General features: G+C 59.2%; 24 protein-coding genes and 1 other RNA gene. 15 read left to right on the top strand and 10 right to left on the bottom strand.

All coding sequences use genetic code 11. From position 1 onward, the window contains the following. Positions 1–8: 8 nt before the first annotated feature. The 3 genes from QML71_RS09920 (at position 9) to QML71_RS09910 (ending at position 2,461) form a co-directional block, all read left to right on the top strand. On the top strand, positions 9–584 hold the full coding sequence (locus tag QML71_RS09920; RefSeq protein WP_282011763.1) for a leucine-rich repeat domain-containing protein: 576 nt from the start codon (positions 9–11) through the stop codon (positions 582–584). A 211-nt stretch (positions 585–795) separates the two neighbouring features. Beyond that, complete coding sequence (locus QML71_RS09915; RefSeq protein WP_282011762.1) at positions 796–1,995, top strand: WD40/YVTN/BNR-like repeat-containing protein; 1,200 nt, start codon at positions 796–798, stop codon at positions 1,993–1,995. A gap of 208 nt (positions 1,996–2,203) precedes the next feature. Beyond that, positions 2,204–2,461, top strand: coding sequence for a MoaD/ThiS family protein (locus QML71_RS09910; RefSeq protein WP_282011761.1), 258 nt, complete (start codon positions 2,204–2,206; stop codon positions 2,459–2,461). Positions 2,462–2,618: 157 nt separating this feature from the next. Here QML71_RS09910 and QML71_RS09905 read toward each other — a convergent pair whose 3' ends face one another. The 4 genes from QML71_RS09905 to QML71_RS09890 all read right to left on the bottom strand — a co-directional run bounded on the left by QML71_RS09905 (position 2,619) and on the right by QML71_RS09890 (position 6,502). Beyond that, complete coding sequence (locus tag QML71_RS09905) at positions 2,619–2,864, bottom strand: hypothetical protein (protein ID WP_282011760.1); 246 nt, start codon at positions 2,862–2,864, stop codon at positions 2,619–2,621. Between the two features lie 47 nt (positions 2,865–2,911). Beyond that, a complete protein-coding gene (locus QML71_RS09900; RefSeq protein ID WP_282011759.1) occupies positions 2,912–4,507 on the bottom strand; it encodes a S41 family peptidase in 1,596 nt (531 codons plus the stop codon). Positions 4,508–4,514: 7 nt separating this feature from the next. After that, on the bottom strand, positions 4,515–5,138 hold the full coding sequence (locus tag QML71_RS09895; RefSeq protein ID WP_282011758.1) for a DsbA family protein: 624 nt from the start codon (positions 5,136–5,138) through the stop codon (positions 4,515–4,517). Between the two features lie 77 nt (positions 5,139–5,215). Then, a complete protein-coding gene (locus QML71_RS09890; RefSeq protein ID WP_282011757.1) occupies positions 5,216–6,502 on the bottom strand; it encodes a multiheme c-type cytochrome in 1,287 nt (428 codons plus the stop codon). A gap of 243 nt (positions 6,503–6,745) precedes the next feature. On the opposite strand from QML71_RS09890, the gene QML71_RS09885 reads away from it, so the two are divergent. Beyond that, positions 6,746–7,624 carry a PHP domain-containing protein gene (locus tag QML71_RS09885; protein WP_282011756.1) on the top strand — a complete coding sequence of 293 codons (879 nt, stop codon included), beginning with the start codon at positions 6,746–6,748 and terminating at the stop codon, positions 7,622–7,624. Between the two features lie 36 nt (positions 7,625–7,660). On the opposite strand, the gene ruvB is transcribed toward QML71_RS09885, so the two are convergent. From ruvB to QML71_RS09865, 4 genes are read right to left on the bottom strand one after another with little or no spacing between them, the layout of a single operon-like run. Further along, positions 7,661–8,707 carry a Holliday junction branch migration DNA helicase RuvB gene (gene ruvB, locus QML71_RS09880; RefSeq protein ID WP_282011755.1) on the bottom strand — a complete coding sequence of 349 codons (1,047 nt, stop codon included), beginning with the start codon at positions 8,705–8,707 and terminating at the stop codon, positions 7,661–7,663. Between the two features lie 4 nt (positions 8,708–8,711). After that, complete coding sequence (gene ruvA, locus QML71_RS09875) at positions 8,712–9,308, bottom strand: Holliday junction branch migration protein RuvA (protein ID WP_282011754.1); 597 nt, start codon at positions 9,306–9,308, stop codon at positions 8,712–8,714. A gap of 4 nt (positions 9,309–9,312) precedes the next feature. Then, the gene (ruvC, locus tag QML71_RS09870) at positions 9,313–9,822 is read right to left on the bottom strand and encodes a crossover junction endodeoxyribonuclease RuvC (protein ID WP_282011753.1); all 510 of its coding nucleotides are present in this window, start codon (positions 9,820–9,822) and stop codon (positions 9,313–9,315) included. A gap of 58 nt (positions 9,823–9,880) precedes the next feature. Next, positions 9,881–10,636 (bottom strand): YebC/PmpR family DNA-binding transcriptional regulator, encoded by a 756-nt coding sequence (locus QML71_RS09865; RefSeq protein WP_282011752.1) that lies wholly within the window; start codon positions 10,634–10,636, stop codon positions 9,881–9,883. Between the two features lie 201 nt (positions 10,637–10,837). Between QML71_RS09865 and QML71_RS09860 the strand changes: the two genes are divergently transcribed. From QML71_RS09860 to QML71_RS09845, 4 genes are all read left to right on the top strand, one after another. Further along, the gene (locus tag QML71_RS09860; protein ID WP_282011751.1) at positions 10,838–11,554 is read left to right on the top strand and encodes a 4Fe-4S dicluster domain-containing protein; all 717 of its coding nucleotides are present in this window, start codon (positions 10,838–10,840) and stop codon (positions 11,552–11,554) included. Continuing rightward, the gene (locus QML71_RS09855; protein WP_282011750.1) at positions 11,551–13,230 is read left to right on the top strand and encodes an FAD-binding protein; all 1,680 of its coding nucleotides are present in this window, start codon (positions 11,551–11,553) and stop codon (positions 13,228–13,230) included. The genes QML71_RS09860 and QML71_RS09855 overlap by 4 nt, the downstream gene beginning before the upstream one ends. Positions 13,231–13,327: 97 nt before the next feature. Then, on the top strand, positions 13,328–13,633 hold the full coding sequence (locus tag QML71_RS09850) for a hypothetical protein (RefSeq protein WP_282011749.1): 306 nt from the start codon (positions 13,328–13,330) through the stop codon (positions 13,631–13,633). A gap of 18 nt (positions 13,634–13,651) precedes the next feature. Then, entirely contained in the window at positions 13,652–14,191 is a 540-nt protein-coding gene (locus QML71_RS09845; RefSeq protein WP_282011748.1) for a nuclease-related domain-containing protein, read from the top strand. A gap of 16 nt (positions 14,192–14,207) precedes the next feature. Here the strand turns inward: QML71_RS09845 and QML71_RS09840 are convergent, their stop codons facing one another. Further along, the gene (locus QML71_RS09840) at positions 14,208–14,402 is read right to left on the bottom strand and encodes a hypothetical protein (protein ID WP_282011747.1); all 195 of its coding nucleotides are present in this window, start codon (positions 14,400–14,402) and stop codon (positions 14,208–14,210) included. Between the two features lie 209 nt (positions 14,403–14,611). Here QML71_RS09840 and QML71_RS09835 point away from each other — a divergent pair, with 209 nt between their 5' ends. The 7 genes from QML71_RS09835 (at position 14,612) to QML71_RS09805 (ending at position 20,825) form a co-directional block, all read left to right on the top strand. Beyond that, positions 14,612–15,184 (top strand): hypothetical protein, encoded by a 573-nt coding sequence (locus QML71_RS09835; RefSeq protein WP_282011746.1) that lies wholly within the window; start codon positions 14,612–14,614, stop codon positions 15,182–15,184. A 242-nt stretch (positions 15,185–15,426) separates the two neighbouring features. Beyond that, positions 15,427–15,843: a preprotein translocase subunit YajC gene (gene yajC / locus QML71_RS09830; RefSeq protein WP_282011745.1), complete on the top strand. Its 417-nt coding sequence runs from the start codon at positions 15,427–15,429 to the stop codon at positions 15,841–15,843. A gap of 17 nt (positions 15,844–15,860) precedes the next feature. Continuing rightward, positions 15,861–17,417, top strand: coding sequence for a protein translocase subunit SecD (gene secD, locus QML71_RS09825; RefSeq protein ID WP_282011744.1), 1,557 nt, complete (start codon positions 15,861–15,863; stop codon positions 17,415–17,417). A gap of 35 nt (positions 17,418–17,452) precedes the next feature. Then, on the top strand, positions 17,453–18,361 hold the full coding sequence (gene secF, locus QML71_RS09820; RefSeq protein ID WP_282011743.1) for a protein translocase subunit SecF: 909 nt from the start codon (positions 17,453–17,455) through the stop codon (positions 18,359–18,361). Positions 18,362–18,497: 136 nt separating this feature from the next. Further along, positions 18,498–19,244, top strand: a complete 747-nt coding sequence (locus tag QML71_RS09815) for a zinc ribbon domain-containing protein (RefSeq protein WP_282011742.1) — start codon at positions 18,498–18,500, stop codon at positions 19,242–19,244. After that, an RNA gene (rnpB, locus tag QML71_RS09810) (RNase P RNA component class A) lies at positions 19,238–19,617 on the top strand. Before QML71_RS09815 ends, rnpB begins: the two co-directional genes overlap by 7 nt. 149 nt (positions 19,618–19,766) lie before the next feature. Beyond that, on the top strand, positions 19,767–20,825 hold the full coding sequence (locus QML71_RS09805) for an ankyrin repeat domain-containing protein (RefSeq protein ID WP_282011741.1): 1,059 nt from the start codon (positions 19,767–19,769) through the stop codon (positions 20,823–20,825). 90 nt (positions 20,826–20,915) lie between these two features. Here the strand turns inward: QML71_RS09805 and QML71_RS09800 are convergent, their stop codons facing one another. After that, positions 20,916–22,340: an alpha/beta hydrolase gene (locus QML71_RS09800; protein WP_282011740.1), complete on the bottom strand. Its 1,425-nt coding sequence runs from the start codon at positions 22,338–22,340 to the stop codon at positions 20,916–20,918. Positions 22,341–22,586 lie beyond the last annotated feature (246 nt).

The raw sequence follows: 22,586 nt of genomic DNA, 5'->3' as shown, positions 1-22,586 counted from the left end.
AGCACAGCATGAAACCTTGGCGACGGGTGCTACTGATAGCGGTATGCCTGGTTCTTGGATTCAGCCCGGTCACGCAGGCCCAGTTCTTTGACCGCGATGACGTGTTTTCCCAGGGTGAAATCGATTACGACAAGGTGTTCAAGGAGGGTCTGTCCCGTGGCGGCAAAAAGCTGAGGCTCAACGGCAAGAAAATCGGCGACAAGGGACTGGCCCTGTTGCTGGAAAAAGATTTCCTGAAGAAAGTCACCGACCTCGACCTGCGCTACAATGAGATCTCTGAAAGAGGCGCCGCCGTGATGGCCGCCTCTCCGGCGCTCGTCAACCTGCGCGAACTGGAACTGCGCCACAACTACCTGCTGGACAAGGGAGCCAAGGCGCTGGCTGCTTCCGAAAACATGCCCCAGCTGCAAGAGCTGGGATTGAGCTTCAACGAGATTCGCGATCAGGGCGCGCTCGCCTTTGCCGAATCCAAAAATTTTCCCAAGCTGAAAAAGCTCGATCTGCGTGGGAACTTTCTCGCCGACACCACCAAAGACACCCTCCAGAAAAAACTGGCTCACCTGAAAACGCTGAAACTGTTTTAGTCCCGGAACCGGCAGCCTTGAAATCAGGGCAACGCAATGTTAAATGGAAATTGGGGAGGCGGCGGATTTCTCTGGCCGGGACGAGGCCGGTATGCCTGCGCAATTCAATATATTCGGGTATCCGTAAAATTATTATCCGGATGCCATGATTCTTTGCGTATAATGCGGTCCAACTTTTCCCTTGGCCGTACCTTTTTGAGGAGACCGGTTGATGGCACGCACCGCGAACAAGGCAACTCCCCGTACTTCCAAAAAATCGAAGGCTCGTAAACAACCCGCCTCCCGTTCCGTGTCCACGCGTCGCATGGTGGTGCTGGTGGGGACGCGCAAAGGCGCGTGGCTGTTCCACGGCGACAGTAAAAGAAAGAACTGGCGCATCGACGGCCCGCATTTTCTGGGGCAGATCATCAATCACCTCGTGCTCGACCCGCGCGATGGCAAGACGTTGCTGGCGGCGGCCTGCACCGGGCATCTGGGGCCGACGCTGTTCCGCTCGACCAACCTGGGCCGGACCTGGCAGGAAGCGAAGAAACCGCCCGCCTTTGCCAAATCGGAAAACGGTCGATCGGTCGATCACACCTTCTGGCTGACGCCGGGGTTGCACAGCCAGCCGGGCGTGTGGTACGCGGGCACCTCGCCGCAGGGGCTGTTCCGCTCGGACGACGCGGGCAACACCTGGGCACCGTTTTCCAGCATCAATGACGACCCGCAGTTTTTGCGGTGGATGGGAAGCGTGCAGGACGGCACTCCCGACGGACCCAAACTGCACTCCATCCTCATCGATCCGCGCGACCCGGATCATTTTTATTTCGCCATGTCGGGCGGCGGCGTGCACGAATCGGTGGACGGCGGTGAAACCTGGAAACCGCTGGTGGACGGGATGGATGTGGTGGAGGGATTCGATCAAAGCGACCCCATGTTCCACGACCCGCACTGCGTGCGCCTCTGTCCCAGCAATCCGGACCGGCTCTATCAACAAAACCATTGCGGCATCTATCGCCTCGACCGCCCGTCCAACACGTGGCAACGCATCGGCAAAAAAATGCCGAAGAAGGTCGGCGACATCGGTTTCCCCATGGTGGTGCATCCGCGTGATGACAACACGGCGTGGGTGTTCCCGATGGACGGCGGCAGTGTGTGGCCGCGCACGACCATTGAAGGCAAGCCCTGCGCCTACGTCACCAAGAACGGCGGCAGCACCTGGAAACGCCTCGATGCCGGGCTGCCGGAAAGCCAGGCGTGGTGGACGGTGAAGCGGCAGGCCATGACCGGAGACCGGCAGGATCCGGTGGGTCTGTATTTCGGCACCACCAGTGGCGAATTGTGGGTGAGCCGCGATGAAGGCAAAAAGTGGACCTGCATGGCGCGCCACCTGCCGGAAATTTATTCGGTGGAAGTGGCGGAGCTTTAAGGAAGGGCGAGGATAGTCTGCTTCGATTCTAAAGGAGAGCTTTACATGAGTTTTTTAAGAATGAAACCATAGATTCTTCGTCGCCTGCGGCTCCTCAGAATGACACGCTTTTGTCTGAATTGTCATTCTGAGCGTTAGCGAAGAATCTATGTTTTGGTTCTTAAATTCAGATAGTTTAAATGCTCTCTCGAAAGTGGAGGCGATCACGATGAGAGTTTTGATTCCCAGTCCGCTCCGCTCGTACACGCAGAAAGAAGTGGTCGAGGCCACCGGCGGCACCCTTGCCGAAGTGCTGGCCGACCTCGACCGGCAATTCCCCGGCATCCGGTTCCGGATTGTGGACGAGCAGGACCGGATGCGTCCGCACATCCGGTTTTTTGTCAACGGCGAGCAGGAGTTCGATCTGGAACGCCCGCTGCAACCCACCGACGCCCTCGACATCGTGCAGGCGTTGAGCGGCGGCTGAGGCCGTTGAACGGCGATCAATCCGGGCTGAGCCCCTTCAACTCGAAAGCGTCCTTCCCTCACCACGGCGCAACGTCGCGCCACGGGCCTTCCTCAAGATGCAGTCATGAAAATCATGCCCGGCCCGGTAGGGACCGGGTGTGTGCTGAATCGGCGATTCAGGCGATGTGGGTGATGCCGGAGTCTTCGTCGAAGACGAAGCTGCCGCCCTCGGGGTCGCGGTAATTGATCTCCTTGACTTCCCAGAGGTGCTTCTTTTTCACATCGGCTTCGGCCACGTGGTAGCGGCCGTTCTCTTCCCGTTGCAGGAGGAGGTACTGATTGTTGTCGTTGGACACAATGTTCCACACCTTGAAATCGCTTTGCACGGTGCCTTTTTCAAAATCGATATCGATGATGTTCATCCTCGATCACTCCCTGGAACAAACACGTTGATGCAGAATTTTTAATTTCAGTAATGAATGTCATTGGCCAGCTCCCTCGCTTTGGCCAGGGCATGGCTTTTGGAGGGATGCCGGGTGTCGCGAATCACCAGTTTGGCGAACTCAACGAGAGGGTCGGTCTTGTCCGTGATGGTATAGCCTTTTTCCTTGAGATAGTCAATGACTTCGGTTTCCTTCAGGCGTGTCGCCAGGTTGCGGGTGTCTTCGGACGGTTCGGGCGTGCGGCCTTTCGGTTCCCGTGTCACGGATTCTTTCTCCGGCAGATCCTTTTCGACAATGATTTCCGGCGTGATGCCGTGCTGATTGATGTCGATGCCCGACGGCGTGTAGTACTTGGAGGTGGTCAGGCGCAGGCCGGAGCCATCGCTCATGCGGAAAATGGTCTGCACCGATCCCTTGCCGTACGAGTTTTCGCCGAGGATCAAAGCCTTGCCGGAATCTTTCAATGAGCCCGCCACGATCTCCGAGGCGCTGGCGCTGTTGCGGTTGAGCAGCACCACCAGCGGCAGGTGCGTCAACGTGTTTTTATACAGCGCCTGGTACGTCTGCATGTCGCTGCGGTCGCGGCCGCGCGTGTACACGATCAATTCGCCCTTGTTCAGGAAGTGGCTGGCCACTTTCACCGACTGGCTGAGCAGGCCGCCGGGATTGTTGCGCAGGTCCATGATGAAGGCGTTGACGCCTTCATCGAGCGCCCGTTTCAACATTTCCTGCAACTGGTCGTTGGTCTGTTTCGAGAAACTGTGGATGGAGAAATAGCCGACGCCATCGCCCATGTTTTTGTATTCCACGGTTTCGATGGAAATGATTTCGCGGGTCAGTGTGAACTGCTGTGCGGTGTCCGTGGAAGGCCGGTACACTTCCATCTGCACCTTGGTGTTGGGGTAACCGCGCAGGCGTTCGGCGAGTTCATTGATCTGCATGCCCTGGACCACCTGGCCGTCCACACGGGCGATGATGTCTTGGGGCAGGATGCCGACGCGCTCCGCCGGGGAATTTTTGAGGGTGCGGACCACGGTCAGCTTGAGGTCCTGCATGGTGATGACCATGCCGACGCCGCCGTACTGGCCCTCGGTGTCGCGCATCGACCGTTCGAACTCGCCCTGGTCCATGTACAGCGAGTAGGGGTCGAGCGAACTCATCATGCCGACGATGGCCGCCTGCTCGATGTCTTTTTTCTTGAGTTCGCCTTTGTACTGCTCGGCCAGAAAATTATAAACCGAGCGCAGCGCCCCCATGTTTTCATTCCGGTTGAAGTTGAGGCGGTAACTCAGGCGCTTGTCGTTTTTCATCAGGACCTTCCCGGAATACACATCCGAGACGGTCAGCGTGTTCTCCGGCACGCGGGCGAGCATGCCCTGGATGCCGGCTTCGAACAGGGTCTTGTAGTCGGGAGCGTACACGTAGTTGCCCGCCACCAGGTCCAGCACTTCCTCAAACGTTTCCAGATCGTCGTCGAAAAATCCGGCGTGCGCGACCGCGGTCAGGGAGGGGGACACCGGCGCCGGATTCCACGGCGCCACCAGCGTCAGGCTGAGGGCCAGTGCGCCCAGGACACCCACCCATGTCCGTTTTCGTTTCCACATCGATGTGCCGGTTTTCATAAAAGGCTCACTGGTTCAACAAGGATTCGAAGATCACGATCAGGTTGTCGGTCATCTTTTCGACATCGCCGCCGGTCAGGCTGGGCGTGACCTTCAAAGTGTCGTTGATGATGAGGGTCGGGGTTTCCTGCACGTCGTACTGTTTGGCCCGTTGTAGGGATTCCTGAACCTTGTTGCGGATGCGCGGCGACTGCATGCCCTCGGTCATGGCGTCCTGAATGCCGAAATCCTTGGACAGCATGCTGATGACGCGCGGCTGAAAAATGTTCACTTCCAACTGAAAATTGGTGTCAAACAAAGTCTGCGTGAATTTTTCCTCCACCCCCTGCTCGTCAGAAATGTAATACGCCATTGCCGGATACGGAGTCTGCTGGCCCCAGTAGATGGGTTGTTTTTTATGTAGCAGCTTGCCCTTGAATTTTTCGTGCAGGCGTTTGGAGGCCTTCAGGAAATTGTAGCAATGCCCGCAGGAATAGTTGAAGAACTCGATCAGTTCGATTTGCTTGGCGTTTTTCAGGTTGTTGAGATCGCCGATGACCTTGTACTGTCCGGCGATTTTCGGGGCGTCGGCCCAGGCGGGTGCGGCAACCAGGGTGGCAATCAGGATGAAAAGGGGGATGACTCGTTTCATTGAACACTCCATGTACGCTTTGAATTCGATTTCATAATTATAGTAGCAAATGCACGGCAGCGCGCCGTTAAAATTCATTAATGCTGGATTTTCGGCCAGTAGGTTTTGTAATTGAAGTTGGGACTGTGCTTGCGCACGTGGCATTGCGAGCAGGCCTGGCGCGCTTCCGGGGCGAATCCTCCCTGCGGCGCCTGGCTGTGGTCCAGCCTCGGGCCGTGACACATTTCGCATTGTACGTTTTTTAGTTCCGGGGTGTCGATTTCGCTGATGAACCCGCCCGGCTTTTCGAACCCTGTGGTGTGGCATTGCAGGCATTCGGGATCGAACGACTTATTGACCGCTTTCAACGTGGCGTAGGCATGAGCGTGGCGCGTGCCCTCCCACGTTTCATGCGCGGCGGCGTGGCAGGTCTTGCACGTGGATTCCGTGGCGTACACCTGGGTGCGGTCCTTCGTGCGCTTGGCTTTCAACGTCTCGAAGAACAACGCCTCGATTTCCTGATCGTATGCGTCGTGCAGGGCGGTCATTTTCTTGTCGTCGGGGATTTTTGAATCGAGCCGCACCATGCGTTGTTGAAATATTTTTTTGTTGCCGCCGTCGATCAGCACCCGCAGTTCGCCCATCTTTTGGCCCAGGGGCGCGGCCTGCATGAAAATTTTGTGGCCCCGGACCACCGGCTGCATGTCGATCTGATCGGATTCGTTTTCGATGTGGCCGTTGATGACGACATCGACGCCGTCGAGATCGAGCAGCTTCAGCGCCTTCTCCCGCTCCATGTGCGACAGCAGCAGCACGAGGTCGGGATGTTCCGTGCGTTCGATTTCCGGCAGCAGGTGTTTCACCGCCTCCGCCGGATCCTGCATGGTGAGCCCGCCATGGTCGGAAACGTAGAACAGGTTGGGGTCGGCCACCGCCAGCACCGCCACCCTGAGGCCGTCGTCGAAGGTTTTGATGCGGGTGCGCGGCGGGTTCATGCCTTCAAGTTCCATGTTGGACGCCAGCCACGGGATGCTGTCCTGTTTTTTCAGAAACTCGTTGCCGTACAGCAGATCGCGGTCGCCCAGCGTCACCGCGTCGTAACCCATTTCGGACATCGCCGCCATCAGGTAACGCGCCTTGATGCGGCCCTGCCGGGTCGATTCCTTGAAGTTGTCACCCAGATCGACCAACAGCAGGTTGCTTTCCTTGGGCACCACGCTGTTCAGGTAGCCCATGCGCCGTTCGATGCCGCCCTGGTCTTCCTCCTTGGCGCAGCCGCAGGGCTTGAGTTCGCCCAGGGTGTTGCCGGAATAAACGATCAACACCTGCCTGGGGGGTTTGTGGTCCGCCGCAGTGTTTTGGGAAGGCGCTTGCGAGTCGGGCAACGGTGAACAGGCCGCGAGGACGGAACCGAACCAAAGCGAGATGCATAACCCAAGGATTCTCATGGACCACCGGGACTGTTTTTGTTATCAAAGCCAACGATTTCAATGTATCGGAAATCGGACGCCAAGGCAAACCCCTTGCCGGATTCCTGCATCCTATTATAGAGACCCCTCCGTTCGAGGTTTTTTTGGACGACACCCTCAAACGCGGTACCATGAATGGATACACAGGACACAGACTCCATGATCCGAAAATCAGAAATCCACATGCACAGTTGTTTTTCCGACGGTGAGTTCTCGCCGAGGGAGCTGGTGGCGATCGCCCGCAAGAACGGCGTTTCCATCCTGTCGCTGACCGACCACGACACCTTCTCCGGCATTCCGGAATTCATCGAGGCGGGCAGGAAGGCAGGCCTCATCGTGTTCCCCGGTATTGAAATGACCGTCAAGTACGGCGAGTTGCAACTGCACGTGCTGGGTTACTTCAAGGATTTGGAGAGCATCCAGACGCCGCTGTGGGATCGCGTGGAGACCATGAAGGCGCAGCGCGAGGAACGCATGGTGGCCATGATCGACAAGTTGAACGGCGTGGTGCCGGACCGGTTTCAGGGCGAGATCACGTTTGAGAACGTGCAGAAGGCGGCGGAAGGCGTGCTGGCGCGTCCACATCTGGCGCGCGAGATGGTGCGGCTCGGCATCGTCAAACACACCGGCGAGGCGTTCGAGAAATACTTGGTCGAGTACAACGTGCAGCGCGAGAACATCCATATCGATGAAGCGTTGAAGTTGATGCGCGCAAGCGGCGGCGTCCCCGTCGTCGCGCATCCCGGCGAGCGCACTTACGCTTTGCACCGGCCGGACAAGGGCATCGATTATGAAGACATTCCCGCCCGCGTCGAGGAACTCAAGGCGCTGGGCCTGATGGGGCTGGAGGCGATCTACCCTTACCACGAGCGCACCGGCAAGGTGGAGTACTTCCTCAAGCTGGCGGAAGATCACGATATGATCGTCACCGGCAGCCGCGATTTCCACGGCTTCAACACCCACCAGACGCCCGATGTGCTGGGCACGACGAAGATGGAGCCGGACTTTTTCGAACGGTTCCAGCAGGCCTGGGGCTGAAAACGCCCGCCCACCCGATTCAATTTTTGCAGGGATTCAGAACAGCGGTTTTTGCGGCGTGTCGTTGGTGGACGACGGCGTGAGACCGAAATGGTGGAACGCCGCATCGGTCACCACGCGGCCGCGCGGGGTGCGGTGCAGCAACCCGCTCTGGATGAGGAACGGTTCGTACACGTCTTCGATGGTGTCGCGTTCTTCGTTGATCGACGCCGCCAGGCTGTCGATGCCCACCGGCCCGCCCTTGAATTTCTCGATCATCGTCAACAGCAGTTTGTGATCCATCTTGTCGAGGCCGATGCGATCGACCTCCATCATCGCCAGCGCCTGTTCGGCGATGGGACGGGTGATGACGCCGTCGCCCTTGACCTGCGCGAAATCGCGCACACGGCGCAGCAGACGGTTGGCGATGCGCGGGGTGCCGCGCGAACGCCGCGCCACTTCGCGTCCGCCGTCTTCCGTCATGTCCACTTTCAGTATTTCCGCCGAGCGGTGGACGATCTGTTCCAGGTCTTCCGGCGTGTAATAGTCGAGGCGGTGCACCACGCCGAAACGGTCGCGCAACGGCGAGGTGAGCAATCCCGCCCGTGTCGTTGCGCCGATCAGCGTGAACGGCGGCAGGTCGAGCTTGATCGAACGTGCGCTCGGACCCTGGCCGATCATGATGTCGAGTTTGAAATCTTCCATCGCCGGGTAGAGGATTTCCTCGATGATGCGTGGCAGCCGGTGGATCTCGTCGATGAACAACAGGTCGCCTTCCTGCAGGTTGGTGAGCAGCGCCGCGAGGTCGCCCGACTTTTCGATCACCGGACCCGACGTGCTGGTGAGCGCTGCGCCCATTTCGGAAGCGATGATGTGGGCGAGCGTCGTCTTGCCCAGCCCCGGCGGTCCGTAAAACAGAACGTGGTCCAGCGTTTCGCCGCGCATTTTGGCGGCGGTCAGGAAGATGTGCAGGTTCTCCTTCACCTTGGCCTGGCCGATGTATTCGTTGAACGTGCGCGGGCGCAGGCTGGTTTCGAACTGCACCTCCTGCGTGTCGAGGGTGTAACGGGTTTCGGGATTGTCGCGGTTCGGTTCGAGGGTCATGGGTTCAGGACAGGCGGTTGAGGCTTTCCTTGATGAGGGTTTCCAGAGCCGGGGAGTCCGCATGTTCGTCCCGGACCTGTTGCAGGGCTTTCTCCGCGTCGTTCTTGCGGTAGCCGAGATTGATCAATGCCGATAAGGCGTCTTCGAGAAGACGGTTGGCCGCGCCGCCCGCCGGAGCCTGCGGCGACAGCTTGTCCAGCTTGGCCAGTTTGTCCTTGAGCTCGAGCACCAGCCGCTCGGCGGTTTTGCGTCCCACTCCCGGAATGGTGCTGATGCGCGCGATGTCGTTTTTGGCGATGGCGTCCATCAGCTCATCGACCGGGATGCCAGACAGGATGGCCAGCGCCAGCTTGGGCCCGACTTTGTTGATGCCGATCAGCGTTTCGAAAATCTGTTTTTCTTCCTCGTGCAAAAACCCGTAGAGCTTGAAGGTGTCTTCCTTGTGGTAGGTGTGGGTGAGCAGGGTCACCGGCTGGCCGATCTCCGGCAGCTCGTAATAATTGTTCAGCGATACAAAGGCTTCGTAGCCGACGCCGTGGACATCGACGATCACGGAAACGGGCGTCTTGCGGGCGAGGATGCCGTTGAGATGCGCGATCATGGTTTCATCTCCTGGAAGACAGGGCTTCCTGCAAACGTTTGGAGGTCTTCTGGTTGTGCAGGTGGCAGATGGCGATGGCCAGGGCGTCCGAGGCGTCCAGTGGTTCGGGTTTTTTGCGCAGGCCGAGCAGCGCCGTCACCATGTCCCGCACCTGGTTTTTATCGGCGCGGCCGTAGCCGACGACCGACAGCTTCACTTCCAGCGGGGTGTATTCAGCGACAGTCAGGCTGGCATTGACCGCCGCCAGGATGGCCACGCCGCGCGTCTGTCCGAGTTTGATGGTGGACTGGGCGTTGACCGCGAAAAACAGATCCTCGATAGCCACGATGTCGGGTTGGAATTCGCCGACCACGCGGGTCAATTCGTCGTAAATGCTTTTCAGCCGATCCGGGAAGAGGGCTTTGGGTTTGGTTTTGATGCTGCCCCAGTGGATGCTCTTCAGGCTGTTGCGATGCGACTCGACGATGCCGTAACCGGTGCAGTTGCTGCCAGGGTCGATGCCCAGAACGCGCATGGATGGTGTCCCCCGGGAAAGTTTCGGTTTCCGTGCCGGCGTTGGAGGCCCGGAGCGGTCAAGGGTTCTCGTCGATGGCGGCCATCACCTCTTCCGGGATATCGAAATTGGAATAGGCTTTTTGCACGTCGTCGTGATCGTCGAGCAGGTCCATCAGTTTCAGCACCGCCCGCCCGTTTTGTTCATCCACCGGCACCGTGTTCTGCGGGATGGCGGTGATCTCCGCGAATTCGAGCGGTACGTTTTTGTCCTTCAGCGTCTGGCACACCGTTTCGAAGTTTTCGAGGGAGGTGAGGATCTCGTATTGGCCGCCGTTGTTCTGGATGTCTTCGGCACCGGCTTCCAACGCCAGTTCCATCAACGCGTCTTCGTCCATGGCGTCGCCGTTGACGAGGATCAGTCCTTTTTTATCGAAGATCCAGCCGACGCAACCGTTCTCGCCCATGTTGCCGCCGTTTTTGGAAAGCATGGAGCGGATTTCGCCGACGGTGCGGTTTTTGTTGTCGGTCATGACCTCGAGCAGGATGGCGACGCCGCCGGGTCCGTAGCCTTCATACGTGAGCTCTTCGTAATTGGAGCCTTCGAGCTCACCGGTGCCCTTCTTGATGGCGCGGTTGATGTTGTCCTGCGGCATGTTCTGTTCTTTGCAGGCGTTGACGGCGGTGCGCAGACGCGGGTTGGCGTTGACATCGCCGCCACCGAGGCGCGCGGCGACGGTGACTTCCTTGATGAGCTTGGTGAAGATCTTGCCGCGCTTGGCATCCGCAGCACCCTTCTTGTGCTTGATGGTGGACCACTTGGAATGACCGGACATTTACTTAACTTCCTGAATGAATTGACACTTCCCGGCTAAAATAGCACATATTCCCAACCACGGCAACAAAACGTAGCGGCCTGCGGCCGACCGGTTTTCCGCGTTGCATTCAAATTGCAAGGGGGTTGCGGGGACGCGGTTGCGCCCGCCGTATTTCTATGTATAACATGGTGTAATTAAAACGATTTGATGGATTCAGGCATGGATGACAGAACGCAGGACAATCCGGAAATTCCGGGTTCCAGGAAAGCGGAGGCGGTGGAGATTCTGTGGAACGGGCGCGACCCCATTCCGGCCCGCGCCGGGGAGACCATCGTGCACGCCTTGTGGAACGCGGGGCAGGGCGGGCGTGTGCGTACCGGTTGCGTCGGCGGCGTGTGCGGTGCCTGCACGGTGACCGTGCGCCTGCCCGACGGGCGGCCCAGCACCACGGAGCTGGCCTGCATGTGCCCGGTCGAAAACGGCATGCAGGTGTTCCCGTTCGCGGTGGATGCCATCACCCCGGTGGAACCGAAAGCCGACGCCGATGCCGACGACCTGCGCGCCGCCTACCCGACGCTCGACCGCTGCACCAAGTGCGGCAGTTGCACCGTGGCGTGCCCGATGTCGATTCCGGTGATGGAGTCGGTCTTACGCATGCAGAAGGGCGAGTTCGAACAGGTGGCGGAGGATTTCACCACCTGCATTCACTGCGGCCTGTGCCGCGCCGTGTGTGAGGACAAGGTCAAGCCGCACAACATGGGTCTGTGGGTGCGGCGCTCTCTGGGCATGTCGCGTGACGTTTCGATGCTGGAAAAACGGGTCGCCGCGCTCAATGGAGACGGTGCGGAACAGGAGTGGAACCACCTGATGAAAGCGCAACCGGAAGAACGTCTGGAGCGCGCCCGCCGGTTTCGCCAGAATGGGGGGGCGTCATGACTCTCGACTGGGCCGCGGACTCGATTGAAAAAGTAAAGCGCAGCCGCACGGATCGCCTCAACCAGACGTTTCCCGAAATGGATGAGCAGGACGCCGAAGCCCTGATCCGGGCGCATCACCCGGACTACGTCGGCGCCGAACGCCCGGTGCGGGTGGGACCCAATGCGGATACGGGCCATTTTCCGCTGGAGTTGGCGGCGCTGTTGGAAGCCGACAGTCCACTGCCGGCCGGCTTCACACCGCAGACCGATCTCGAAACCGATGTGTTGATCATCGGCGGCGGCGGTGCGGGCGTGGCGGCGGCGCTGGGCCTGGAAAACTCCGGCCTCAGCGTGCACCTCGCCACCAAACTCCGGCTCGGCGATTCCAATACCGTCATGGCCGAAGGCGGCATCCAGGCAGCCCTGGGCAAGGACGATTCGGCGCGCCGCCATTTCGCCGATGCGTATGTGGGCGGTCACGGCAAAAACAATCCTGAACTGCTGCGCATCCTCTGCGAATCCGGACCGCCGAGCATCCAGTGGCTGGTGCGGCTCGGAGTGATGTTCGATCCGGACGGCAACGGCATGTTCCGCCTCAAGCCCGGCGGCGGCACCTCGGTGCCGCGTGTTTTGGCCTGCCGCGATTACACCGGCCTCGAAATCATGCGTGTGCTGCGCGATGCGGTGATGACCGGCGGCACGCAGCTTCTGGAAAACCAGGCGGCGGTGGAACTGCTCGACGATGGCAACGGCCAGGTGACGGGGGCGGTGTTGTGGAACACGGAAACGCGGCAACTCACCACGGTGTCGGCCCGGGCGGTGATCCTCGCGACCGGCGGCAGCGGTCAGTTGCGCTTTCAGGGATTCCCCACCAGCAACCACTTGGGGGCAACCGGCGACGGCCTCGTCCTCGCCTACCGGCAAGGATGCCAACTGGTGCATCTCAGCAGCTATCAATACCATCCGTCCGGTGCGTCGTACCCGGAAGCGGTGGCCGGGCAACTGGTGACCGAAGCCATTCGTTCCAGCGGCGCCCAATTGTTGAACGCGCACGGCGAACGGTTCATCGATGAAATGACCTATCGCGACCGGGTGGCGGCGGCGATCATCAAGGAAGCGGCGGAAGGCCGCGCCGTCGAGACCCCCCATGGACGCAAAGGGGTGTGGCTGGACACGCCGATGATCGATCTGCTGAAAGGCGAGGGCACTCTGGCCAAACAGTTCCCCGGTCTCATCCACCGTTTCAAGCGTTACAGCATCGATCCCGCCGAGCAGCCGGTGCTGGTGTACCCGACGCTGCATTACCAGAATGGCGGCATCTGCATCGATGACCGCTGCCGCACCGAATGTCCCGGCCTGTGGGCGGCGGGGGAGGTGACCGGCGGCCTGCACGGCACCAATCGGTTGATGGGCAACTCGCTTCTTGATATTATAGTGTTCGGTCGGCGCGCCGCCGAGTCCGTGCAGGATGAGTTGCCGGAACGCCGGGCGGTGACTCTGACGGCGTTGACCCAATTCCGCGACGCGTTGAAGGCCTTGCCCGATGCGCCCGCGCAAACGGCGCCGCAACTGTACCCGACGGTCTCGCAATTGAAATTCGCAACCGCGGCGGCCGCCGAAACGGCGACAGAACCTAAAGCCGGGAACGCGTCGTTCAACCCGTCCGAACCACCGGACCCGTTCGCCAGCCGGTAGCCGGCAGCTAACCGATAACCGGTTTCAAGGTCGCAGCCGGATCATTCCCCAACAACCCTGCGGTGCATCCCGCCGCCCAGCCGAATCGGAATCCATCATGACCGACACCCCATCGTCCGCATCGAACTCACCCGTACAACGCGTCACCGTGCGCCGTGGTCGCAGGCAATGGCGAAACGTGCCGACGCGCATGCTGGCGGTTGCCATCCGCAAGGGCAAACTGCGCCGCGACGACGAGTTTTCCCTGGACGGCACCCGCTGGAGCCGTCTCGACGCCAATCCACAACTGGCGCGGTTGTTTCCCGAACCGGCGGCGGCGCACGTGTTTCATCCCGCCACACCTCCAAAAGTGGAAGCGCAGTTGGGCGAACTCGCCCGCCTCATGCGCGACATCAATCAATAAATAACGCATCGTTACGGTATGGAACCGATTTCTCTGATTCTGGTGGTGCTCCTGTTGGGAGCGGGGGCCTGGTTTTTTTTCAAAAAAGGCGGCCGCGGATCGTTCGTGGCCGGACCGCGTGTGGGCGCGATTTTGCGGCGGCTGGGTCCGGAGTACGAGGTGGTGGAGAACGCCACGGTGCCGACGCCGGACGGCATCATCCAGATCGATTTCCTGGTGGTGTCGCCCTACGGCCTGTTCGTCATCAATGAACGCGACGATGCGGGGCGCGTGCGGGTGCAGGCGGGTCAGCGCGAGTGGGAAGTGCGCGGCCTGGGTGGCGGACTGATTTACAATCCGTTGTGGCGCAACCGCCAGGCCATCAATCACATCGAAAACAAACTGGGCGATTTGCCCATTGCGTCTCTCGTGGTGTTCGTCAATGCGAAGCTGGAAGGCATTCCCGACGAAGAGGTGGTGACGGGGAATCAGTTGCTGCCGGCTATCCGCAAGGCGCGGCACGCGGTGCTGACGGCCGAGCAACAGCAAACCGTCATGACGTGGTTTGGAAACCGGTGAATGGGGGACGAGGGTTTCAGGCGATCAGATCGATGAGGCTGCCCGGCGACCCGCTGTCCGGTCCGCTGACGGCCAGGCCGAGCAGACTGAGCAGGGATTGGGCCTGCATCTGAGATGCGCTCAGCGCCGCGACCAATGCCTGCGTCGAAGCCTGGACGGCCTGCGTGGCGGCAGCGCTGGAACGGGTGGCGGTGCTTACAGAGTCAACCATGAGATGAGTCCTCAGTTTGAGTTCAACTGTCCTCAACTATCCTTTACGGCAGGGAGTGAGAAAACTTGAGGGGGGTGTCGGGATTTTTTTTAAGAGACGGAAAAGCAGGAAGATGGCCTCCGGACACGGCTTGACAGCGACCGGGCTTGGGATACAATCCCTTGATTATAGAACCTCATTACAGACCAGAAATTGAAGGAAGAAGCATTATGAACAAGTATTGGGTGTGGTGTTTGGCAGTGTGCTGGATGGTGCTGGGAGCGGGATCGGCCCCGGTGTGGGCGGGAGACGCGGAATTCAAAACCGGCAGTAAGTTTTATGAAGGCGGGGCTCCCAAAAATTGCCCCATCGACAAAACCACCATCTGCACCATGGAGATCTGGTTGGAGTTCAAACACAAGAAGAACAAGAAACAACTCTGGCAGGTGCTCAAGGACAAGCACATTAAGGTGCTGGGCCACACCATTCAGTTCTGGCGGCCGCGTGGCGGCCACCCGCCGACCAATATCGCCATCGGCGGCGGGCTGAGCGCCGAAGACGCACGCTGGGCCATCGAATTCGCCCTGAAGTACAACGACCACATCGACGGCCTCATTTTCCAGCGGCTGAATCCGCCGCATTACGTGGCGGTCGCCACCTCCGCCTGGGACGCCCAGTCGGAAACCAAGATCACCCCCGAGCAACTGCAGCAGTTGCGCGACCCCGGCCTGTCCACCCCGGAGTTCCACGCCTTGTATGTGAAACTGACCCAGGAAATGGAAAAGGCCGAGACGTTTTACTGAACCGGGGAAGGGATTTTTGTCCGCTCCGGGGTGGGGGCGTATCCTGTGAAAAGTTTGACAAAATTTTATGGATTTGATAGAAGCAACACTTCTGGCACCGTAAGGGTCCCACCGATCAAATAATTGTTTTTTCGTATAGAATAGCAGGGGCTGCTGGGAACTGTCGTATCCCGGGCGTTCCGCTCCCCGGCTCTGCACATTCTGTTCATCGTAATTAATCTCAAAAGGAAGGTTCGGCAACCATGCCTGATATAGGTTGGATTCATTTACTTATTGCCCAGGCCGAGGGACAAGCCGAAGCCCCTCCCGGTGGTGCGCTGTCGTTTTTGCCGCCGCTCATCATCATGTTCCTCATTTTCTATTTCGTGCTCATTCGCCCGGAACAGAAAAAACAGGCCAAGGCCCGGCAGATGCTCAACGAGTTGAAGGAAGGCGAGAACATCGTCACCTTGAGCGGCATCCACGGCACCATCAAGAAGATCAAGGACGATGTGGTGACCTTGCAGGTTGCCGACAACGTCCGCATCAAGATCGAACGCTCCGCCATCGGGCGTGTCAGGGGTGCCGGTACCGAGAGCAAAAACGACGGCAAAAAAGAAAAAGACAAAGATAAAGATTCCGGCAAAGACAAAGAAGAAAAAGATAAAGATAAAGAGTGAGCGACTGACGGCCTGATATGTTTCGAGATCTCAAATGGAAAATCCCGCTGATCGCCGCCATCCTGCTGGGTGCGGTGTGGCTGGCGTACCCGGTGCAGGAGAAAATCAACCTCGGGCTCGATCTGCAGGGTGGCATGCACCTGGTGCTGGAAGTGCAGACCGAGAAAGCGGTGGAAAGCTCGATCGAACAGCGCGCCGACGACATCAAGCGCGCCCTGCAGGATGAGGATGTCGAGCTCGACCGCGTCTTCGCCATTCAGGACGACAAGACGGTGCACATCATTCTGGTGGACACCATCGACACCCCCGCCACCACCCAGCTCGTCAAGAATTATCCCAGCATGGAATTGCAGGGAACGCAGCGCGACGGCCTCGAATTGATTTACCGGGTGACGGCGGAAGAAATCAAATACATCAAGGAAAACGCGGTGCAGCAGGCGCTGGAGACCATCCGCAACCGTGTCGATCAGTTCGGTGTTTCCGAGCCCGCCATCCAGGTGCAGGGCGAACGCCGCATTCTGGTGCAGTTGCCGGGCATCAAGGAGCCGGAGAGGGCCATCAACCTGATCGGCAAGACGGCGCGTCTTGAGTTCAAGGTGGTGGACGATTCGATGAGCCCGCAGCAGGCCCTGCAGCAAGGCCCGCCGAACGGCAGTGAAGTCCTTTACCAGCGCATCGAGAATCCGGAAACGGGCGCGGTCACCAAGGAGCCGTACCTCATCAAGGAACGCACATTGATGACCGGCGATTCCTTGACCGCCGCCGATGTGCGGTACGACAACCAGTTCAACGAACCGTATGTCGCGCTCACCTTCAACAGTTTGGGCGGACAGCAGTTTTATCAGATTTCGAAGGATTACCTCGGCAAACGCATTGCCATCATTCTCGACAACAACGTGTATTCCGCGCCGGTGATCCGCGAGGAAATCCCCGGCGGCCGGGCGCAGGTGACCGGCCGTTTCAGCACGGAAGAAGCGCGTGATCTTGCCATCGCCCTGCGTGCGGGCGCGTTGCCGGCGCCGGTGATCATTCTCGAGAACCGCACTATCGGGCCGTCGCTGGGCCGCGATTCGGTGGAAGCGGGTGTGACCTCCATCGTTGCCGGGTTCATTGTCGTTTTGATATTCATGATGCTCTATTACCGCCTGTCGGGTGTGGTGGCGGTGACGGCGCTGTTTCTCAACCTGCTGCTGCTTTTGGGCGCGCTGGCGTATTTCGGCGCGGCGCTCACCCTGCCGGGCATCGCCGGGATCATATTGACCGTGGGCATGGCCATCGATGCCAATGTGCTGGTCTTCGAGCGCGTGCGCGAGGAAGTCCGCATCGGCAAGCCCGTGCGCGCCGCCATCGACGCGGGGTTCGCCAAGGCGTTCCGCACCATCGTCGATGCCAACGTCACCACCTTCATCGCCGCCATCGTGCTGTTTCAGTTCGGCACGGGACCGATCAAGGGTTTCGCCATCACCCTGTGCATTGGCATTGCCGCCAGCATGTTCACCGCCGTGTTCGTGAGCCGCACCGTTTTCGATTCGTTCATGGCGCGTAAGAAAATCCAAACCCTCAGCATCGGCTGAGGCATCACCGGGACCCAACAGGAACAGAACGTTTTATGGAACTGATCAAGGGCGAAACCAGAGTCGACTTCATGGGCAAGATCAAGGGGGCGCTCCTGTTCTCCGGCCTGTTGATCCTGATCAGCATTGCTTCCATTGCGGTGCAAGGTGGGTTGAAGTACGGCATCGATTTCGCGGGCGGCACGCTGGTGCAGTTGAAGTTTGCCAACCCGCCTTCGGTGGACAGCGTCCGCAACGGGTTGAAGGAAGTGGGTCTCGGCGACAGCACCATCCAGGAATTCGGCACGAAGAACGACATCCTCATTCAGCTCGAAGGCTCCGAGGACCAGTTGCAGGAGATCGGGTCGCGCATCACGCAGGCCCTGGAAAAAAGCATGGGGGTCACCGACATTGTGGTCGAGCGCGTGGAGATGGTCGGTCCCAAGGTGGGGCAGGACCTGCGCGAGAAAGCCTTGCTGTCCATCGTGTACGCCCTCATCGGCATCATCATCTACATCTCGTGGCGATTTGAGTTCCAGTACGCCATCGCCGCCATCATCGCGCTCATTCATGACGTGGTCATCACCATGGGCGCGTTCTCGGTGCTGGACAAGGAGTTCACGCTGGTCATCGTCGCCGCCTTCCTGACCATCATCGGGTATTCGTTGAACGACACCATCGTTGTGTTCGACCGCATCCGCGAAAACACCCGGCGGCGCGGCAAGGAATCGCTGGCCGCGCACATCAACACCAGCATCAACCAGACGTTGAGCCGCACGCTGTTGACCTCCGGCACCACGCTGCTGGTCGTCCTCGCCCTGTTTTTTCTGGGTGGCGAGATCATCCATGATTTTTCCTTCGCCCTGCTTGTGGGCATCGTAATCGGCACCTATTCCTCCATTTTCATCGCCAGCGTGTTTCTGGTGTTCTGGGAAGCCCGTTCGCATCGTCCCAAAAAGGCCTGACAACCCGGGCCCTGTAGCCCCTCCATCCCCCTCCTCTCCGCGTCCATTCAGCATATAAAGTTGCAAAGCCCGCGGACGGCGTGATAAATTCGATTCCAAAGCATAGAATGGAATATTCCTATCGATACGGCGGTTTATGAACCCTCAATTGCAGAAAATGGTCACCGTCCAGCAATTGGACAACGAAATCACGGAAGTCCAGAGCCTGGTGGACCTCATTCCCGGACAGATCCAAGCCGGTGAAAAAGAGCTGGAAGGGAAAAAGGGAGACCTGAACACCGTCCAGCAGAAAATGGAATCCCTCAAAAAACAGAGGAAGCAATTCGAGCAGGACGTGCAGGCCGAACACGACCGCATCGCCAAGACCAAAGGCAAGCTGCCCACCGTAAAAACCAATAAAGAATACAGCGCCATCCTCGCTGAGATCGAAACCCTCAAAAACAAAATCGACGGCATCGAGGAAAAAGAACTCGATGTCATGGAGCAGTTGGAAGAACTGGAAAAAACAGTCCCGGCTCTGGAGCAGCAGTTCAATGGCGAACGCCAGAAGTTTGAGGAATACAAAAAGAAAAAGGAAGAGGAGTTGCGGCGGACTCAGGAAGAATTGACGGGACTCCAAAGCAAGCGGCAAGGCCTGATCGATGCCGTGGACCCCAAGATGGCCGTGTTGTACGAAAAACTGTGCAAGGCCCGGGGCGTTGCGGTGGTGCCGGTCGAAGGCGAGATCTGCAAGGGCTGCTTCCAGCAGATTCAACCGCAGGTGGCGCTGGAGGTGAGGACGTCTCCCGACAAGATTCACCAGTGCCAGTTCTGCGACCGGTTCTTGTATTCCATACCCAAACCCGAAGAGGAAACGGAAACCCAAACGGCGGTGCCGAAGTAAACTGGATGATCGCTGCCCGGCTTTGGCGGGGGAGAGGAAAGTCCGGGCTCCACAGGGCAGGATACTCCGTAACGCGGAGTGGGGGTGACCTCAAGGAAAGTGCCACAGAAAACAGACGGCCTACCCGCGGGTTTCGGCCTGCGGCGGCAAAGGTGAAAAGGTGGGGTAAGAGCCCACCAGTACCGCCGGCGACGGTGGTAGCTGGCAAACCCTATCCGGAGCAAGATCAAATAGGAAAGCGTTCGAGGGCGGCCCGTCCGATGCTTTCGGGTTGATCGCTCGAGCCTGCCGGCAACGGCAGGCCTAGATTGATGATCATCGCCCTGTGCCTCGGCATGGGGAACAGAACCCGGCTTACAGGTTTACTTCTTGCCGTCCAGCTCCGGAGCGATCCGGCTGGACGCGCCGTTTGCTTCCTCCGACCTCGTCCTTTCCCGGCTTTGTACTTATTCAGCGCACAGGTGCCGGCCCGCATGGTGCCGGTCTTGTGAAGACCAACCTCTTTTTCGATCCGAAGCTATCATGAATCTCGATTTACAATGTTCCCGTGTCCTGACCGGCTGCGTGGGAGTGATGCTCCTGGCAGGTGCTTGCATGATCCTGCCGACGTCCACCCTCGAACAGGCGGTCGTGTACAACAACCAGAAGGAAGTGCGCCGCCACTTGAACGAAGGCATCGATGCCAACAAACCCGGCACGGATGGCAAGACACCGCTCCACTTCGCCGCCGAAAAAGGACGGCAGGAAGTCAGCCGCATTCTGCTGGAACGGGGAGCCAACGTGAATGCGCACGACGACCGCCAACGCACGCCGCTGCACCTGGCCGCTTTTGAGGGCAACGAGGAGGTGGTGGGCATCCTGCTCAAGAACCGCGCCGACCTGAATGCGGTCGATGGACTCGGCCGCAACGCGCTGCATCACGCCGCGCTCGGCGGGCGCAACCGCGTCGCGCTCGACCTCGTGCAGCGCAAGATGCCGGTCGATCTGCCGGACAAAAAGGGGTACACGCCGCTGTCCCTGGCCTGCCTCAGCGACGAGGTGGAGATGGTGAAGTTCCTGCTGCATCGGGGGGCGTCGGCGACCCCTTCCGGTCCCTCGCCCATTCTCATTGTCGCCCGGCAGGGCAATGAAGAGATCGCACGCATCCTGCTCAACAACCGTGCGCCGCTGTACGGTCCGCCGCAGGCCGAAGACACGCCGCTGCACATCGCCGCACAGAAGGGGTATTTTCATCTGGTGCGGCTGTTGCTGGAACGCGGCGCGGACGTGCATCGCAAAAACAAGGCGGGGAAATCGGCCCTGTATTATGCGGTGGATGCGAACCAGAGCGCGGTTGCGGAAATGCTGATCGACAAGGGCGCCGATCCCAACCAGCAGGTGCCGGAGGGCAGCCTCCTGCACCTTGCCGCCGAAAAAGGGAATCACAGCGTGGCGAGGACGTTGATCGAAAAAGGCATCGACCTGCGGACCAAAAACGGCACGGGCCAGGAACCGCTGGATGTGGCCATCGAACACGCCCACCAGACCGTCGCCGATTTGATCACGTCGGAACTGGTACGGCAAAAAGAGATGGGCCGGTGACGCGCCTCGCGCAGGGTCAAACGAGCCGCCCTGAAAATCAAAAAGCCGTCCCGAAAGGGACGGCTTTTTTTGTGTCGGATGCGAAACTCTTTACGGAATGAACTCCCAGAAGGTCAGTCCCGCAATCGAGCGTTTCACCAGTTTGCCGCGCTGGTAAATGGGACTGCCGCGGATCAACCGGTAGATGTCCGAGATCACCGATTTGTTGTCGCCGAAGTAGGAATGGCCGATCAGGTTGGTGTCGAGGCGTGAGACGTCGATGGAGTCCAGCCCCGGCAGGGTGAGGATGCCGTCGCTGGAGTCGCCGGCGCGGCGGTAGCCGTTGACCTCGCGCGAAATGATGAGCGCCTGATCGCGGCTCGATGCATACAGCGTGGTGCGTTCGGTGATGCGTTTGAACTCGGCGAACAGTTTTGCAAACTCGACCTGGTCGATGTCCGGCGCGGCCAGGATGACTTCCTTGAAAATCGGTTTCTGCCGTTCTTTCATCTCCAGCGCCAGATCATGCAGGGCGTTGGTGAGCGCCACGCTGCCCATGCTGTGCGCCACCAGGTACACCGATTTTGCCTCCGTGCCCTGATGCAGGGTTTTCAGAAACAGGCGCAGGTCGATGGCGGCGGCACGGATGCGGTTGGCGTCCTTGATGTAATCCTGCGCCTGACCGTTCGACGGCCAGCTGAACACCACCGAGGTGCCGTCGAATTCCAGATCGTATGCCAGTTGCGCGGCGCGCTGCACGGCGTACTCGAAGGTGTTGTTGAAGCCGTGCACGAACACCAGCATCGCCGGGTGATCGGTCAGGTTGCCATTCAACCGTTGGAGAAACACGTCCTTGCTCAACCTCCCCGCCTTGGTGAGGATGACGTGCTTCTTCGGGTCTTCTTCTTCCAACTGCATTTCAAAGATCGTGAGCGGCGTGGTCAGGCTGCCCTTGCTGCGCATCTGTGGATCGGTCGGCACGGAAATGGTGGCGATGCCGTACTCCAGCGTCTCGCCCGCATCGCCCCCGTAAAACTTGGGTGAGATCTTCACGCCGGTGTATTTGCGGGTGGTCCCGTAAAATACGTTGGTGACCACGAAGCCTTTCTGCTGCTTGGCCTCGTCTTCAAAAATAGGCATGGTCGCGCCCGCTTCGACGGTGCCGCTCGGCGCATGCACCGCCGGTTGTTCGAACTCGGGTTCCTCGAAAATAGGTTCCTCGACTTGCGGTTTTTCAAACAATTCGATTTCAGCGGAAACCGTGGGGTGCTCGGGTTCTTCTAGTTTTGGCTTCGATGGTGAGAGCGATTCCGTTGATTTCTCCTCAAACGCTTCATCGCCGGGAAATTTTTTCTTGAGCGCGGTGACGGAATCGGATTTTTGTTTTGCCGTGCTGGGGGTGGGTTTGGAGGTTTCCACCTTTTCCGAGGACGCAGGGCCTTTTGTCATGGTCCACGGACCCGTCTGCGCGCAGGCCAGCCAGAACGGGACGATCCCGAGCAGGCAGACGATTTTGAAAAAAGTATTGGATTTCATCGGGACACTCCTTCTGCATGCAGGGTGACGGATGCGGTCAGGACGCGGCCCCATTATAAGGATTTTACGGGGAATTGATAGGCCTACGGCGTGGGCAGTCGGTTGGATCGGGAGCAGTCCGCGCCCACGAACCATCGCTTGCAAGGAGGGCAGTAGGCCATTTTCTCCCCACGAGGTGGGGCCGCGCCCACGAACCATCGCTTGCAAGGAGGGCAGTAGCCCATTTTCTCCCCATGAGGTGGGGCC

This window comes from Nitrospina watsonii (assembly GCF_946900835.1).
Taxonomy (GTDB): Bacteria; Nitrospinota; Nitrospinia; order Nitrospinales; family Nitrospinaceae; genus Nitrospina; species Nitrospina watsonii.
Note: the sequence above shows the minus strand (reverse complement) of the source record. Positions and strands in the feature narration are given on the sequence as shown.